This window comes from Pseudomonas sp. AD21, from assembly GCF_002878485.1.
Classification (GTDB): Bacteria; Pseudomonadota; Gammaproteobacteria; order Pseudomonadales; family Pseudomonadaceae; genus Aquipseudomonas.
Genome location: NZ_NQYG01000046.1, coordinates 16,595 through 32,241, shown reverse-complemented (window position 1 = coordinate 32,241; position 15,647 = coordinate 16,595). Strand labels below are relative to the sequence as shown.

12 protein-coding genes and 1 pseudogene are annotated in these 15,647 nt (G+C 59.8%); 7 read left to right on the top strand and 6 right to left on the bottom strand.

Annotation, left to right across the window (positions count from 1 at the left end):
* The first annotated feature begins 26 nt into the window (after window positions 1–26).
* The 5 genes and pseudogenes from nuoM to PseAD21_RS21985 all read left to right on the top strand — a co-directional run bounded on the left by nuoM (window position 27) and on the right by PseAD21_RS21985 (window position 5,627).
* Window positions 27–1,559: an NADH-quinone oxidoreductase subunit M gene (nuoM, locus tag PseAD21_RS22005; RefSeq protein WP_102357806.1), complete on the top strand. Its 1,533-nt coding sequence runs from the start codon at window positions 27–29 to the stop codon at window positions 1,557–1,559.
* A 7-nt stretch (window positions 1,560–1,566) separates the two neighbouring features.
* Window positions 1,567–3,030 (top strand): NADH-quinone oxidoreductase subunit NuoN, encoded by a 1,464-nt coding sequence (gene nuoN, locus PseAD21_RS22000; protein WP_007920173.1) that lies wholly within the window; start codon window positions 1,567–1,569, stop codon window positions 3,028–3,030.
* A gap of 446 nt (window positions 3,031–3,476) precedes the next feature.
* Window positions 3,477–3,828 (top strand): annotated as a pseudogene (locus PseAD21_RS21995) (toxin).
* Entirely contained in the window at window positions 3,818–4,132 is a 315-nt protein-coding gene (locus PseAD21_RS21990; protein ID WP_007964870.1) for a DNA-binding transcriptional regulator, read from the top strand. The pseudogene PseAD21_RS21995 and the gene PseAD21_RS21990 overlap by 11 nt, the downstream one beginning before the upstream one ends.
* Before the next feature lie 169 nt (window positions 4,133–4,301).
* A complete protein-coding gene (locus tag PseAD21_RS21985) occupies window positions 4,302–5,627 on the top strand; it encodes an OprD family porin (protein ID WP_102357805.1) in 1,326 nt (441 codons plus the stop codon).
* 207 nt (window positions 5,628–5,834) lie between these two features.
* Here the strand turns inward: PseAD21_RS21985 and PseAD21_RS21975 are convergent, their stop codons facing one another.
* From PseAD21_RS21975 to PseAD21_RS21950, 6 genes are all read right to left on the bottom strand, one after another.
* The gene (locus PseAD21_RS21975) at window positions 5,835–6,215 is read right to left on the bottom strand and encodes a DUF6124 family protein (protein ID WP_102357803.1); all 381 of its coding nucleotides are present in this window, start codon (window positions 6,213–6,215) and stop codon (window positions 5,835–5,837) included.
* 355 nt (window positions 6,216–6,570) lie between these two features.
* A complete protein-coding gene (locus tag PseAD21_RS21970; RefSeq protein WP_102357802.1) occupies window positions 6,571–6,903 on the bottom strand; it encodes a DUF2790 domain-containing protein in 333 nt (110 codons plus the stop codon).
* 78 nt (window positions 6,904–6,981) lie between these two features.
* On the bottom strand, window positions 6,982–7,185 hold the full coding sequence (locus PseAD21_RS21965; protein ID WP_102357800.1) for a co-regulatory protein PtrA N-terminal domain-containing protein: 204 nt from the start codon (window positions 7,183–7,185) through the stop codon (window positions 6,982–6,984).
* Between the two features lie 110 nt (window positions 7,186–7,295).
* Window positions 7,296–10,448: a CusA/CzcA family heavy metal efflux RND transporter gene (locus PseAD21_RS21960; RefSeq protein WP_102357799.1), complete on the bottom strand. Its 3,153-nt coding sequence runs from the start codon at window positions 10,446–10,448 to the stop codon at window positions 7,296–7,298.
* A gap of 27 nt (window positions 10,449–10,475) precedes the next feature.
* A complete protein-coding gene (locus PseAD21_RS21955) occupies window positions 10,476–11,669 on the bottom strand; it encodes an efflux RND transporter periplasmic adaptor subunit (RefSeq protein ID WP_102357797.1) in 1,194 nt (397 codons plus the stop codon).
* A gap of 48 nt (window positions 11,670–11,717) precedes the next feature.
* Window positions 11,718–12,965, bottom strand: coding sequence for a TolC family protein (locus PseAD21_RS21950; protein ID WP_102357796.1), 1,248 nt, complete (start codon window positions 12,963–12,965; stop codon window positions 11,718–11,720).
* A gap of 412 nt (window positions 12,966–13,377) precedes the next feature.
* On the opposite strand from PseAD21_RS21950, the gene PseAD21_RS21945 reads away from it, so the two are divergent.
* Both PseAD21_RS21945 and PseAD21_RS21940 read left to right on the top strand, forming a co-directional pair.
* Window positions 13,378–14,052 carry a heavy metal response regulator transcription factor gene (locus PseAD21_RS21945; protein WP_102357794.1) on the top strand — a complete coding sequence of 225 codons (675 nt, stop codon included), beginning with the start codon at window positions 13,378–13,380 and terminating at the stop codon, window positions 14,050–14,052.
* Window positions 14,049–15,482 (top strand): heavy metal sensor histidine kinase, encoded by a 1,434-nt coding sequence (locus tag PseAD21_RS21940; protein ID WP_102357793.1) that lies wholly within the window; start codon window positions 14,049–14,051, stop codon window positions 15,480–15,482. Before PseAD21_RS21945 ends, PseAD21_RS21940 begins: the two co-directional genes overlap by 4 nt.
* The last annotated feature ends 165 nt before the right edge of the window (window positions 15,483–15,647 follow it).

The window sequence follows — 15,647 nt, the reverse complement described above, 5'->3', positions numbered from 1 at the left end:
AATTTGCGAAAGGAAACGAGCCCGTCATGATTCTGCCTTGGCTAATCCTGATCCCCTTCATCGGCGGCCTGCTGTGCTGGATGGGTGAGCGCTTCGGCGCTACCCTCCCCCGCTGGATTGCGCTGTTGACCATGACCCTGGAACTCGCCCTCGGCCTCTGGCTGTGGGCCCACGGTGACTATTCATTTGCTCCGGCGCCTGGCGCCGATCCGACCTGGGCGCTTGAGTTCAAGCATGTCTGGATCCAGCGCTTCGGCATCAACGTGCACCTGGCCCTCGACGGCCTGTCGCTGTTGATGATCCTGCTGACCGGTCTGCTGGGTATCCTCTCGGTACTCTGCTCGTGGAAAGAGATTCAACGTCACGTTGGCTTCTTCCACCTGAACCTGATGTGGATCCTGGGCGGCGTTGTCGGCGTGTTCCTCGCCCTCGACCTGTTCATGTTCTTCTTCTTCTGGGAAATGATGCTGGTGCCGATGTACTTCCTCATCGCGCTCTGGGGTCACAGTTCTTCGGACGGCAAGAAAACCCGGATCTACGCAGCAACCAAGTTCTTCATCTTCACTCAGGCTTCCGGCCTGATCATGCTGGTGGCGATCCTTGGTCTGGTGCTGGTCAACTTCAACAACACCGGCGTGATTACCTTCAACTACGCCGACCTGTTGAAAACCAAGATGTCGATGACCACCGAGTACATTCTGATGCTCGGCTTCTTCATCGCCTTCGCGGTCAAGCTGCCAGTTGTACCGTTCCACTCCTGGTTGCCTGATGCGCACGCCCAGGCACCGACTGCAGGTTCTGTCGACCTCGCCGGTATCTTGCTGAAAACCGCTGCTTACGGTCTGCTGCGCTTCGCTCTGCCGCTGTTCCCGAATGCTTCGGCCGAGTTCGCGCCGATCGCCATGACCCTCGGTCTGGTCGGGATCTTCTACGGTGCGTTCCTCGCTTTCGCACAAACCGACATCAAGCGTCTGATCGCCTTCTCTTCCGTTTCCCACATGGGCTTCGTGTTGATCGGCATCTACTCCGGCAGCCAACTGGCGCTGCAAGGTGCAGTGATCCAGATGCTGGCGCACGGTCTGTCGGCAGCGGCACTGTTTATCCTCAGCGGTCAGTTGTACGAGCGTCTGCACACCCGTGACATGCGTGAGATGGGCGGACTGTGGTCGCGCATCGCTTACCTGCCGGCGATCAGCCTGTTCTTTGCAGCCGCGTCCTTGGGTCTGCCGGGTACCGGTAACTTTGTCGGCGAGTTCCTGATCCTGATCGGTACCTTCGCCAGTGCTCCATGGATCACGGCGATTGCCACCTCCGGTCTGGTGTTCGGTTCGGTCTACTCGCTGATCATGATCCACCGTGCCTACTTCGGTCCGGCCAAATCGGACTCGATCCTGCACGGCATGGACGGTCGCGAACTGATCATGGTGCTGGGCCTTGCGGCGTTGCTGATTTACCTCGGCGTCTACCCGCAGCCGTTCCTCGACACTTCCGCCGCCACGATGCATGGCGTGCAGCAGTGGCTCGGCACCGCCTTCACTCAACTCGCTTCGGCCCGGTAAGAGCGCTATGGAATTCACGATTCAACACTTTATTGCGCTTGCGCCACTGTTGATCACCAGCCTCACCATTATCGTGGTGATGCTGGCAATCGCCTGGCGCCGCAACCACTCGCAGACCTTCCTGATCTCGGTCGCCGGTCTGAACCTGGCCTTGCTGTCGATCCTGCCGGCCCTGAAAGTCGCGCCTCTGGCCGTGACTCCATTGCTGCAAATCGACACCTTCGCCTGCCTGTACATGGCGCTGATCCTGGTCGCCACCCTCGCCTGCGTCACCCTCGCTCACGCCTATCTGGGCGATGGCGGTTCGGGTTACCCGGGCAACCGTGAAGAACTGTACCTGCTGATCCTGATGGCCGCCGCCGGTGGTCTGGTTCTGGTCAGCGCGCAGCACCTGGCCGGTTTGTTCATCGGTCTGGAACTGCTGTCGGTACCGGTTTACGGTCTGGTGGCTTACGCCTTCTTCAACAAGCGTTCGCTGGAAGCCGGCATCAAGTACATGGTGCTGTCGGCTGCCGGTTCCGCGTTTCTGTTGTTCGGTATGGCGCTGCTGTACGCCGACTCGGGTTCGCTGAGCTTTGTCGGTATCGGTCAGGCGCTGGCTGCAACTGGCCTGCCTAGCTCGCTGGCACAACTGGGCCTGGGCATGATGCTGATCGGTCTGGCGTTCAAGCTGTCGCTGGTACCGTTCCACCTGTGGACGCCGGACGTGTACGAAGGTGCTCCGGCACCGGTCGCCGCGTTCCTCGCCACGGCGTCGAAGGTTGCGGTGTTTGCGGTGATGGTGCGCCTGTTCCAGATCTCTCCTGCTGCCAGCAGCGGTGTACTGAGCGACGTGCTGACCGTGATCGCCATCGCCTCGATCCTGTTCGGTAACCTGCTGGCCCTGACCCAGAGCAACCTCAAGCGTCTGCTCGGTTACTCGTCCATCGCGCACTTCGGCTACCTGCTGATCGCCCTGGTGGCGAGCAAGGGTCTGGCGGTGGAAGCCATCGGCGTGTACCTGGTGACTTATGTGATCACCAGCCTCGGCGCGTTCGGCGTGATCACGCTGATGTCCTCGCCATACAACGGCCGTGACGCGGATGCCCTGTACGAGTATCGCGGCCTGTTCTGGCGCCGTCCGTACCTGACCGCCGTACTGACCGTAATGATGCTGTCCCTGGCCGGTATCCCGCTGACTGCTGGCTTCATCGGCAAGTTCTACATCATCGCTACCGGTGTTGAATCGCACCAATGGTGGCTGGTCGGTTCGCTGGTGCTGGGCAGCGCCATCGGCGTGTTCTACTACCTGCGCGTGATGGTCACCCTGTACCTGATCGAGCCAAACCTGCGTCGCCACGACGCCCAGTTGCACTGGGAACAGAAGGCAGGCGGCGTGATGCTGCTGGCCATCGCCCTGGTCGCATTCTTCCTGGGTGTGTACCCGCAGCCATTGCTGACCCTGGTTCAGCAGGCGGGTCTGGCGGGCTGATTGCTCCGTTAGAACTGGTAACAAAAGAAACGGCACCTTCGGGTGCCGTTTTTGTTTTTGCAGGATTCGATATCTCGAGCGCTTGCGCTGGCCTCATCGCGGGCAAGCCCGGCTCCCACCGGTTTCGATGGTGTTCGCAAAGTCTGTACCCACCTTGGACCACTGTGGGAGCGGGCCTGCTCGCGAAGGCGTCGGCACATTCAGCCTCTTCATACCCTGACACCCCGCCGCTATCGCTATTCGGACGCTGCTGCAGGATGGTTCCGACACGTCAGTTGCGAAGTCTCCTCCCTATCAATCGAACGTTCTCACCACACTCGCCGATTCGTCCTACAGGTGTTTTTACGACCGGCGACTACCGTTGAAAAAGGGACGAAAAGCAAGGCCAGGAGGCCTTGACCGATTCGATTATCGAGACAACACTATACGTAGGTAGCGTACAGAACATGGATGCTCTATTTATCGAATTGCCTGTGTTTCAGAAGCACCGGGACGACTATCTGGATGACGAGCTGTTTCGCAGCTTTCAACTGGAGTTGCTGAAAAATCCGGAAGCAGGCGATCTCATCGAGGACACAGGCGGGCTTCGTAAAATTCGCTTTAGCGACCAACGAAGAGGGAAAGGCAAGCGCAGCGGATTACGAGTGATTTATTACTGGTGGTCAGGCTTTGATCAGTTCTGGCTCTTTACCGTCTACAACAAAAACGAGCAGGACGATTTGACGCCTGCCCAGAAAAAACTTTTCAGAAAAACACTGGATAGAGAACTCAACGCGAGAACCACACTATGAAACGTGACATTTTTTCCGAATTGATGGATGGACTGGAAGCACTGGCCGATGAACGCCAAGGCAAAATCACCTTGCGTACCCACAAGGTTCAGTTGCCAAAACTGATGCCGATCACTGCGGAGGAAGTCGTAGCCATCCGTCAGCAACTTAATCTTTCCCGGTCAGTTTTCGCGATGTATCTACGCACCAACACGCGAACGCTGGAAAACTGGGAGCAAGGACGAGCAACGCCCAATGCTCAGGCCACAACCCTGATCCGTCTGGTCGAGCGTTTCCCCCAAACGATCGAACAGCTCGCAGCCCTGACCTGACCGTTTTCATTGCATCCGCATGACGAAATTGTAATTCCCCCATCACCTTGGCGTTATCCGCAGCTTGTAACGATGTCACCCGGCGACCAATGCCGGCGGGCCCGCCCCGCCGAACAATAAAACCTACGCCGAAGCACGTTCCCGCTCTGCCGATCCCAAGGAGTATTTGATGGTTAACCATAAAAAAATGCCGATGGCCGCTTTAGCGATGGTGGTTGGCTCCGGGCCGTCCATGGTGTTTGCCGAAGACAAGCCCGAGGGCTTTGTCGAAGGCAGCAGCCTGACAGTGCTCAACCGCAGCTTCTACTTCAATCGTGATCACCGCAACGGCCAGTCCAGCCCTACCGGCAACGGCTATTCCGAAGCCTGGGCCCATGCGGTAATCAGCCAGTTCGAATCCGGTTTCACCCAAGGCACCGTCGGGGTGGGTGTCGATGCGTTTGCGATGATCGGGCTGAAACTTGATACCGGTGACGGACGCAACGGTGGCCGCAGTTCGTTTGAAGTGTTGCCGGTCAACAGCGACGGTCAGGCGCGGGATGAATACACCAAGGTCGGTGGCGCCGCGAAAGTGCGGGCGTTCGATACGGTGGTCAGGGTCGGTGATGTGTTCCCGGTCAACCCGATGGTGGCGGCCGGTGACTCGCGCCTGCTGCCGGAAAGTTTTCGCGGGGTAACGGCGACCAACACCAGCATCGAAGGCCTGTCGATTCAGGGCGGACGCCTGCATGCGATGAGCCAACCGGTGTCCAGCGACATGCGCGAGAACTTCGTTACGTTCTACGCAGGGCCGGTCAATTCGCCGTGGATCGCTTACGGCGGTGGTGACTATGCGCTGAACAAGAACCTTAGTGTCAGCCTGTATTCCAGCCGCCTCAAGGATGCCTGGAATCAGTACTACGCCGCCACCGCCTGGACCTATCCGCTGTCCGATGACCTGTCGCTGTTCGGTGGTCTGAACTATTACAAGGCCGTCGACGAAGGCAAGCAACTGCTCGGCCAGTTCGACAACAACATCTGGAGCGGCCGCGTCGGTGTCAAACTCGGCGCCCACTCCGTCGCCCTCTCCCACCAGCGCAACAACGGTAACGACGACTTCGATTACCTGCGCCAGTCGGACTCGATCTTCCTCGACAACTCGATCCAGTACAGCGACTTCAACTCGCCGAAAGAACGTTCGTGGATGGTGCGTTATGACCTCGACATGAGCACCTATGGCGTACCCGGGCTGTCGTTCATGACCCGTTACGCGCGCGGCACTGACGCCGACTATTCCAACGCCAACGCCGTGTACATGCGCCGCGATGCCGAAGGCAATCCGCTGACCGACCAAAAACGTTGGGAGCGCGATGTCGAGGTCAAGTACGTGGTGCAAAGCGGTTCGATGAAGGACCTGTCGTTGCGTCTGCGCCAGGCCACCACCCGCGCCACGGCGTTCGAGTCGGATCTGGAAGAAGTGCGGGTGATTGTCGAATACCCGCTGGCGATTCTCTGAGTTTCACGAGCAATACCATTCACCTTTAGAAGCTCCTTGCTCCTTTGGTCAGAGGTGAATTTTTTGGCGTCCTTCGGGGCGCCTTTTTTATGTCCGGACTTTGCCCGGTCAACTGTAGGAGTGAGCCTGCTCGCGATGGCGGTGGACCCGTCGATGAAGATGTTGGCTGTACCGACGCCACCGCGAGCAGGCTCACTCCTACAAGGGTTATGCGGTGGGTTCGACGTTATCCAGTGCCTTGTTCACCGCCAGTTCGCCGAGCATGACGACCTGCGCAATCCCCAGCAGCGTCTTGCGATGCGTGCCCTCCAGCAACGCGGCGAAGTCGCCGAGCATCACCGTGGCCGAGGCCAGGGATTCGCAGGCGTTGGCCAGCAGGGATTCGGTGTCAGCGTCGGGATTGACCAGAAACAGCGCGTTAGGGGTGTATGGCGCGGCCATGACTTGCGGTGCGGGGTTGAGGTAGTAGTCGAGGGCGCGCTCGGCGGCTTCGTGGAGTTTGTGGGTATCGATGGTGGCGTAGGGGGATGTTGGGTCGGGGCCTACAGAAGCATCTGTTTCAGGGGGATTGGGTGTTGGCTTTTTCATGATGTTCTTACTCAGCTTGACGGTGGAGCTGGCCCTTTCGGTTCCACGCGAAAGGGTGGCAGCTGTACGCAGGTTGGAACCCGGGCAACTGAGCAAAACCCGACAGACTCGAAGTCTCCCGCGCACAGCCGCCATAACGGAGTGCACACATGAAAGTGCACAAGCATACGTCATGAAAGGTGCGTTTTGCGTCAGTTAAGCCGCGGGGTTCCAATCCCGATCGCTGATTTGGCAGCGACCCACACAGGCTAGAGAGCGGACGTCCGACGGACAACCTGAAAACATTGTGGGAAGGTTCAGCACTTCCCGCACAAACTTTAAACATTCCGAATCGAAATACGCAACGTGTGCGTCCTCAGCCACCGCTGTTGCGGCACACGCCCGCCACGCTGTATTTGAGGGTGTTTAACTGGCCTTGCGAATCTTCATAAGTCATGGCGGTCGGAACCACCGCGCAACCTGGCTGCGGCTTCACCACACTGACGATTTTCACCACGTCCAGCTTCATGCCGTATTCGTAGTTCTTCACCACTGGCGCCGCTTTACCCTGTTCGGCGGCGTATTGCTCCATGGCTTTGGCATTGGCGCTGAAGGCACGCTCGAAGGTGCGGTCACCGCCGCCTTCGGCCATGACCAGAGAAGACATCGCCATGACACCGGCGAACGCGATCAACTTGAGCATTTTCATATCCATTTCCTTCCCATCCAGGCTTAAAAAAAAGCCCAGCATCGATGCGCGATGGCGGGCTTGATCAAGTGCTGTCGCTTACAGGTTCTTGCTGTTGTCGACAGTTTTTTCATTCACCACCACCGGATTGCCGGCGGCTTTTTCCTTGGCCACGAACAGCTCCATGGAGCGGTCGTTGTTGGTCATCATCCGGTCGAAAGCACGATCACCACCGCCTTCGGCCAAGGCCAGGGAAGACACTGCCAAGGCCACGACAAAAGCACCCATCTGTACAATTTTCATCTTTGATTCCTCGTTTAAGTAACTGACGGGATCAAGGTAACAATCCGAACCTTTCGTGACGGTGGCGTGGAAATTACATATCCGTAATGTGGGCGCAAAACCTGTAGGGATCACCGTTTGGTAGGGATTGGCTCTTCATCGCGGTGATGGGCGAGTTGGTAGAGCGCCGGCAATATCAGCAGCGTCAGGATCGTGGAGGACAGAATTCCGCCGATCACCACCGTCGCCAATGGTCGCTGCACCTCGGCACCCGTGCCGGTCGCCAAGGCCATCGGTATGAAACCCAGCGACGCCACCAGCGCCGTCATCAGCACCGGGCGCAGACGTGTCAGCGCACCTTCGTTGATCGCGTCCGCCAGCGAACGCCCCTCCTCGCGCAAATTGCGGATGAACGCAATCATCACCAGACCGTTGAGCACCGCGACACCCGACAGCGCAATAAACCCGACGCCCGCCGAAATCGACAACGGAATATCCCGCAACCACAGCGCCATGACCCCACCGGTCAGCGCGAACGGAATCCCGGTAAACACCAGCAATCCGTCCTTGAGGTTGTTGAACATCATGAACAACAAGCCGAACACCAGCAGCAACGCCACCGGCACTACAATCTGCAAACGCTTGGCCGCCGATTGCAGTTGCTCGAACTGCCCTCCCCAACTGGTCCAGTAACCGGCCGGGACCTGCACGTCACGCTCAATCACCGCGCCCGCTTCACTGACGAACGAGCCGATATCGCGCCCACGCACGTTGGCGCTGACGATCACCAGACGCTTGCCGTTTTCGCGACTGACCTGGTTCGGCCCGAGCACCAGATCGAGGCTGGCCACATCCTTCAACGCGATAAAACCGATCTGATTCGCCGCCCCGCTCAGCGCCGGTACCGGAATCAACAGCGCCGACAAGCCGTCGATGTCCTTGCGCATGGCATCGGACAAACGCACCACCATGTCGAAACGCCGGTCGCCCTCGTACAACGTCCCGGCCTGACGTCCGCCCACTGCCACAGCGATGGTGTCCTGCACATCGCCGACGTTGAGGCCGTAACGCGCGGCCTTGTCGCGATCGATGTTGATGGTCAGCACCGGCAACCCGGTGGTTTGCTCGACCTTCACTTCAGAGGCGCCGTTGACCTTCTGCATCGCCGCCGCGATTTTCGCCGCGGTGGCGTTGAGTACGTCCATGTCATCACCGAACACCTTCACCGCGACATCGCTGCGCACACCTGAGATCAGTTCGTTGAAGCGCAACTGGATCGGCTGCGACAGCTCATAGTTGCTGCCCGGCAGCGTCGCGGCTGCAGCTTGCAGCTCGGCCATCAAGGTCTCGCGGGATTTGTTCGGGTCCGGCCACTGGTCCTTCGGTTTGAGCATCACGTAGCTGTCGGAGATGTTTGGCGGCATCGGGTCAGAGGCGATTTGCGCAGTACCGGTGCGGGCGAACACCCGTTCAACCTCCGGAACTTTGGCGAGAATCAGGGTTTCCAGCCGTTGCTGCATGTCCACCGATTGCGTCAGGCTGGTGCCCGGCACGCGCAAGGCTTGCAGGGCGAAATCGCCTTCGCTGAGGCTCGGCACAAACTCGCTGCCCATGCGACTGGTCAGCACACCGCTGAGCACGATCACGCCCAACGCAGCGCCAACAGCCACCGTGCGATGCGACATGACCCAGGCCAGCGCCGGTGCATACACACGACGCGCACTGCGCATCACCGCGCCCTCTTCTTCCTTGACCTTGCCGGTGACGAACAGCGCAATCGCCGCCGGGACGAAGGTCACGGACAGCAACATCGCACCGAGCAAAGCGATGACCACAGTGAACGCCATCGGGTGGAACATTTTTCCTTCGACGCCGCTCAGGGCGAAGATCGGCAGGGACACCACCATGATGATCAACTGCCCGAAAATCAGCGGGCGCCGTGCCTCTTTCGCCGCCGCAAACACTTCCTTGAAACGCTCGGCACGGGTCAGCAATCGCCCGTGATGCTGCTGCGCATGGGCCAACCGACGAAGAGTGTTTTCAACGATCACCACAGCGCCATCGACGATGATGCCAAAGTCCAGCGCCCCCAGGCTCATCAGGTTGGCACTGACCTTGTTGCTGAACATGCCGGTGAAGGTGAACAGCATCGACAGCGGAATCACCATCGCAGTAATCAGCGCGGCGCGGATGTTGCCGAGGAACAGGAACAGAATCGCGATCACCAGAATCGCGCCTTCGACGAGATTCTTTTTCACCGTGGCGATGGCTTTGTCGACCAGGTGCGTGCGGTCGTACACCGGCACGGCGATCACGCCTTGCGGCAGGGATTTGTTGATCTGTTCAAGCTTGCTGGCGACCGCTTGCGACACCGTGCGGCTGTTCTCGCCGATCAGCATGAACACCGTGCCGAGCACCACTTCACGCCCGTTTTCGGTGGCCGCACCGCTGCGCAACTCACGGCCGATTTCGACGGTGGCGACGTTCTTCACGCGGATCGGCGTGCCGTCGACGTTGGCCATGACGATGTTGGCAATGTCCTCGGTGCTCGCCACCTGGCCCGGTGCGCGGATCAGCAACTGCTCACCGCTGCGTTCGATGTAACCGGCGCCGACGTTCGCGTTGTTGCGCTCCAGCGCAGTGATCAGATCGGTGAGCGTGAGCTTGTACGCGGCCAGGCGTTTCGGATCGGGGGCGATCTGGTATTCCTTGGCAAAACCACCGATGGTGTTGATCTCGGCGACACCCGGTACGTTGCGCAACTGCGGCTTGATGATCCAATCCTGAATCACCCGCAAATCGGTCGGCGTGTAGGCGCTGCCGTCATCCTTCAGTGCGCCCTCTCTGGCTTCCACAGTCCACAGGAAAATCTCGCCGAGGCCGGTGGAAATCGGCCCCATCATCGCTTCCGCACCTTCGGGCAATTGCTCCTTGGCGATCTGCAAACGCTCGTTGACCAATTGCCGGGCGAAGAACAGGTCGGTGCCGTCCTTGAAGATCACCGTGACCTGCGACAGGCCGGAGCGCGACAGCGAACGGGTCTGCTCCAGTGCAGGCAAACCGGCCATGGCGGTTTCAATTGGAAAGGTAATGCGCTGCTCGGTTTCCAGCGGCGAGAACCCGGCGGCGCCGGTGTTGATCTGCACCTGGACGTTGGTGATGTCGGGCACGGCGTCGATTGGCAGTTTTTGATAACTGGCAATGCCGAGGCCGGCCATGAGCAGAACGGCGAGCAGCACGATGATGCGCTGCTCGATGGCAAACTGGATCAGGCGTTCGAACATGAGGTTCTTCCGGTCGAAGGTAGCGGATCAGTGCGAGTGCTCGGCCGAGGCCTTGCCCAGCTCCGACTTGAGGACGAAGCTGCCGGCGCTGGCGACTTGCACACCGGCGTCCAGCCCTTGAGTGATTTCCACGTGACCAGCTGCACGGCTGCCCAGCTCCACCGTTTGCGCCTTGAAGCCGTCGCCGGTGCGCACGAACACCGTGGGTTTTTCCTCGACCGTCTGGATCGCGGTTTCCGGCACGGCGACTTTTGCCTGACGGCTGTCGGTGGCGACCAGCGCGCTGACGAACAGCCCGGGGCGCCATGAGCCTTGAGGGTTTTCCAAGGTGACGCGAACGGTCGCGGTACGGGTTTGTTCGCCGAGCAAGCTGCCAACATAAGCCACGGTGCCGGTGACTTCGGCTTTCAGTTCAGGCGCGCTGACAGTGACCGGCTTGCCCACTTGCACCTTGTTCAGATCCTTGGGCGAAACACCGAAGGTCACCCACACGCGGGACAAGTCCGACAGGGTGAACGCTGCGGTGGTCTCATCGACCACCTCCCCCGGCGTCAGGTGTTTTTCCACCACCACGCCGTCGAACGGTGCGCGCAGTTCGTAGCGATTGCCGCCGGTGGCGACCACGCTGCCGCTGAGTACGCTGATTTTCTGCCGGGCGTTGTTCATGGCGATTTCCGCCTCTTCCAGCGCCTGCTTCGCCTGCAGGAAATCCTGCTCGGCGGAGATCTTGTCCTGCCACAGCTTTTTCTCGCGCTCGTAGGTGGTGCGCGCCAAGGCCAGGCGACGTTGCGCGGCAGCCTGTTCGCTGCGCTGATCGGAGATTTGCTGACTGGCGATCACCGCCAGCAACTGGCCCTTTTTCACCGGTTGCCCGAGGTTGACCGCCACCGACTCGACCACCCCCGGCACGCGCGGCACGACGTGGGCGGTTCGATCCTCATCGAAGCGCACTTCGCCGGGGAACGACAGGCCGAGACTGATACTCTGTGCCCGCGCTTCGGCCAGTTGAATGCCCGCCGCCGCGATCTGCTCGGCGCTCAGTTCGATGTGCCCTTCTTCGTCATGTTCACCGTCGGCCGCAGCGCCCTCCTCGGCGTGATCCGCGTGTTCGGAGGCCACGTCGGCGTGCGCTTCGATATTGCTCGTGGCCGGCCACATCGAGCCGATGCCGATGCCCAGTGCCAACGTCGCCACCGCGACAACCATCAGTTTTTTATCCATGGAAACTCCTCTGCGCCATGCCATCGCGCAGTTGTCTGAAAGTGAAATTCAAGGGCGGACGCTGAGGTCGCCAAAGATCCGTTCGAGGCGCACACGGGCGTCGGTCGCCTCGCTGACGGCCTGGATGTATTGGCTGCGGGCGGCGATCAGCGTGCGCTGGGCGTCGAGCACGTCGAGGAAGCCGAACTTGCCCATTTCGAAGCCGCGCGTGGCGCTGTCCACCGCACTCTGCGCGGCGGGCAAGATGGTCTGGTTGAAGGCTTTGACTTCGCCGTTGGCGGTCTGCCATTGCTCGAGGCTGGTCTGGATTTCGGTGCGCAAGCGCAGCTCGGTGGCGTTGCGCAGATCCCGCGCCTGATCGCTGCGGCGCGCCGCCGCCAGCACGTTGCCCTGATTGCGGTTGAACAGCGGAATCGGCATCGACAGCCCGACCACATTGACCCGCTCGCGCTCGGTTTCGCTGTACTGGCTGCCGATGCTCACGGTGAGGTCAGGGATGCGCTGGGACTTTTCCAGGCCCAACGACGCTTCGCGCTGATCGATCTGCAACTTGGCCAGACGCAATTCGGCGGTCTGATTCAGACGCTCGAGCAAACGGGTCGGCGGCGGCACGCCGGCGAGGTTTTGTGTGGCGGCTTGCACGTTGGTCGAGGTCGGCAACGGCGCGCCCATGACCTGCGCCAGTTGTTGATAGGCAGTGGCCTGATCGCGCTCGGCGCGGCTCAGTTCCAGGCGCACTTCCGAGAGCTGTACTTGTGCGCGGGTGCCCTCGACCGGTGATGATTTACCCGCCTCGATTCGCCCTTGGGCAACGCGCAAACCGTGCTCGGCCAGTTGCAGTGACTGGCGCGACAACTGCAGGCGTTGCTGCGCGGTCTGCGCGCGGTTGAACGCCTGAATCACATCGGCGCGCAAGGCATTGCGCTTGCGCTCCAGCTCGATGCCGGCCGCGTCCTGCGCACGGCTGGCGACATCGATGCGGGCGCCGCGTTTGCCGCCCAGCTCAATCGGCTGGCTGAGCATCACCGTAGTGGTGCGCGAGTTGCGTCGGGTGTCTTCGGCTTCCCAGGAGACTTCGGGGTTGGGGATCAGGCCAGCCTGCTGCCGATCGCCCTCGGCAATGCCGATTTCCCACTGCGCGGCGGCCAGATCCGGGTTGCCGGCGAAGGCGCTTTGCAGCGCCTGATCCAGGGTCAGGGTCGAGGCACTGGCAAGGCTGGTACAGGCCAACAATATGAGGCCGCTGGCGGTTTTTTTCAGGCGTGATCGCGCCGTCAGTTCTATTAAACCGGGCAATGGAAGACTTCCTTTAGTTCAGGATTTTTCGATGCCGCCACGGTAGAGTTTTTAACTTATCGACAAGGTGACTGAAAAATTACAAATCCGTTATCAACGGTTGACGGAAGTTGTTTTGCCCTAAGATGCGGAGTGCAAACGGCTTCGTCGAAATACATGGAAACAATTACTCGGTAGTTATCTGCCGAACAGCACTTGTTTGAATGCAATACAGGGATATTCGCGCTCTCTTGCTGCGACAGGCGGTCGCAGATGGCCGTTTTAAAGGCTTCAACTGTTGACCCTGTAGCCACTTCAGCCTTTACCGTGCACGCCATAAAACTGCTGAAACCGTCCGGAAGCCCCTACAAAAACAACAACTTTTCCCGGCCACCCTAATTAAATATCCATTGAATGAAAGTGGTGAAAAATCATGCGAATCCTTGTCGTCGAGGACGAGCTTAAAGCTGCCGAATACTTGCATCAGGGTTTGACCGAAAGTGGTTATATCGTTGATCACGCCGTGAATGGCGCCGACGGTTTGCACCTGGCGCAACAACAGGTATATGACCTGGTCATTCTCGACGTGAACCTGCCGGAACTCGACGGTTGGGGCGTGCTGGAACAACTGCGCCGCACCCACTCAACGCGGGTGATGATGCTCACCGCGCGCGGGCGTCTGGCGGACAAGATCCGTGGCCTGGATCTGGGCGCCGACGACTATCTGGTCAAGCCGTTCGAGTTTCCCGAATTGTTGGCGCGGGTGCGCACGTTGATGCGCCGCAGCGAAAACATCCCGGTGCCGCAGGTGCTGAAGGTGGCCGATCTGGAACTCGATCCGGGCCGCCATCGGGCGTTTCGTGGCGCGCAACGCATCGACCTGACTACCAAGGAATTCGCCCTGCTGCACCTGCTGATGCGCCAGTCCGGCGAAGTACTGACGCGCACGCAGATCATCTCGCTGGTGTGGGACATGAATTTCGACTGCGACACCAACGTGGTCGAAGTCTCGATCCGGCGCTTGCGGGCGAAGATCGACGACCCGTTCGACAACAAGCTGATCCATACCCTGCGCGGTGTCGGCTACGTGCTGGAGGCGCGGCAATGAAGCCGGCCAGCCTGTCGATGCGCCTGGGTTTGACGGTGAGTACGCTCGGCGCATTGTTGGTGGTGTTTCTGGCGATCCTGGCGTATTTCGCCCTGACCCATGAGCTCAATGCACTGTCCCGCGACAGTCTGCAAAAGAAGATGGCGCAGGTCGAGCACAGCCTGTCGATGTACGTCGATGCCAATGAAGTCAGCGGCAAGCCGCATATTCTGCTCGATCAGGTCATGGGCCACGACAACCTGACGCTGACGATTTATGACCGTTCGAATCAGCGTTCACCGCTGCTCAAGTCCGGCTCAGGATTGAAGGATCCACGCGCCGAATTGCGGGCGGTGCGGGCGACGACCGATCAGTTGACCTACAGCGACAGCACCGATGCCGAAGGCGCGAAATTTCTCACCGCGTCGAAGCTGATTCGACTCAAGGATGGCAGCAGAGTGCCGGTGCTGCTGTCGATGGACAACGCGCATGATCAGGCGCTGCTCAGCGCTTATCTGCGTTCGACGCTGATTGCCTTGCCGTTGCTGCTGGTGTTCATCGGCCTGACCGCCTGGGGCGCGGTGCAACGCGGATTGGCACCGCTGCGCGAGTTCCGCAAGGTAGCGGCGATGGTCTCGACCCGGGATCTGGAGCATCGGCTGTCGGTGGTGAACATGCCGCAGGAGTTGAGCGAACTGGCGCAAGGCATCAACTTCATGCTGGATCGGCTCGATGCCGGCGTGCAGCAGTTGTCGCAGTTTTCCGATGATCTGGCGCATGAGTTGCGTACGCCGATCAATAACCTGATGGGCAAGGCGCAGGTGACGCTGTCGCGCGAACGCTCGGTGGATGAGTACAAGGACGTGCTGGTGTCGTGCACCGAAGAGCTGGAACGGGTGGCGCGGATTGTCTCGGACATGCTGTTTCTGGCACAGGTCAGTCATCCGTCGGCGCTGGCGCCGTTTGAGTCGGTGGATCTTGAGGTTGAAACAGCGAAAGTCGCGGAGATGTTTTCGTTGTCGGCGCAGGACAAGGACATTCATTTGAATGTGGTCGGTAGTGCGTCGGTGTTGGGGGATCGCTTGATGATTCAGCGGGCGATTTCGAACCTGCTGTCCAATGCGCTGCGGCACTGCCCTGCCGGGAAAACGGTGACGTTGTTGATCGATCAAGGCGCGACGCAGGCTTCACTGCTGGTCAGCAACCCCGGCGTGGGGATTGAAGCGCAACACTTGCCTTATTTGTTTGATCGCTTCTACCGCGTCGACAGCAGCCGCTCACGCTCGCAGGGCAGCACCGGGCTGGGGCTGGCAATTGTGCGGTCGATCATGAGCCTGCATCAGGGTGTGGCGGAGGTGAAGAGCTTGCCCGGCGCCATGACCGTATTCAGGCTTGGGTTTCCTGCGGTGACGCCAATGGCCCCTTCGCTTGCAGGCAAGCTCCCACAGTGATTTGCGGGGTACTCAGGTTTTGTGGGCACCACTGAAACCTGTAGGCCTTCGCCTGCTCGCGATGGCGGTGGGTCAGTCGACACTTTTGTACGATTTTTTACCGATTTGCTCCATCCCCACACAAACGCCGAAAGCTCTCGCCGCAACCTCCGTTTTGTCCTACAG

Bases quoted from the DNA above. Each gene is read 5' to 3' on its own strand.
- nuoM (WP_102357806.1), top strand. From the start codon at position 27: ATGATTCTGCCTTGGCTAATCCTGATCCCCTTCATCGGCGGCCTGCTG.
- nuoN (WP_007920173.1), top strand. From the start codon at position 1,567: ATGGAATTCACGATTCAACACTTTATTGCGCTTGCGCCACTGTTGATC.
- PseAD21_RS21990 (WP_007964870.1), top strand. From the start codon at position 3,818: ATGAAACGTGACATTTTTTCCGAATTGATGGATGGACTGGAAGCACTG.
- PseAD21_RS21985 (WP_102357805.1), top strand. From the start codon at position 4,302: ATGGTTAACCATAAAAAAATGCCGATGGCCGCTTTAGCGATGGTGGTT.
- PseAD21_RS21975 (WP_102357803.1), bottom strand. From the start codon at position 6,215: ATGAAAAAGCCAACACCCAATCCCCCTGAAACAGATGCTTCTGTAGGC.
- PseAD21_RS21970 (WP_102357802.1), bottom strand. From the start codon at position 6,903: ATGAAAATGCTCAAGTTGATCGCGTTCGCCGGTGTCATGGCGATGTCT.
- PseAD21_RS21965 (WP_102357800.1), bottom strand. From the start codon at position 7,185: ATGAAAATTGTACAGATGGGTGCTTTTGTCGTGGCCTTGGCAGTGTCT.
- PseAD21_RS21960 (WP_102357799.1), bottom strand. From the start codon at position 10,448: ATGTTCGAACGCCTGATCCAGTTTGCCATCGAGCAGCGCATCATCGTG.
- PseAD21_RS21955 (WP_102357797.1), bottom strand. From the start codon at position 11,669: ATGGATAAAAAACTGATGGTTGTCGCGGTGGCGACGTTGGCACTGGGC.
- PseAD21_RS21945 (WP_102357794.1), top strand. From the start codon at position 13,378: ATGCGAATCCTTGTCGTCGAGGACGAGCTTAAAGCTGCCGAATACTTG.
- PseAD21_RS21940 (WP_102357793.1), top strand. From the start codon at position 14,049: ATGAAGCCGGCCAGCCTGTCGATGCGCCTGGGTTTGACGGTGAGTACG.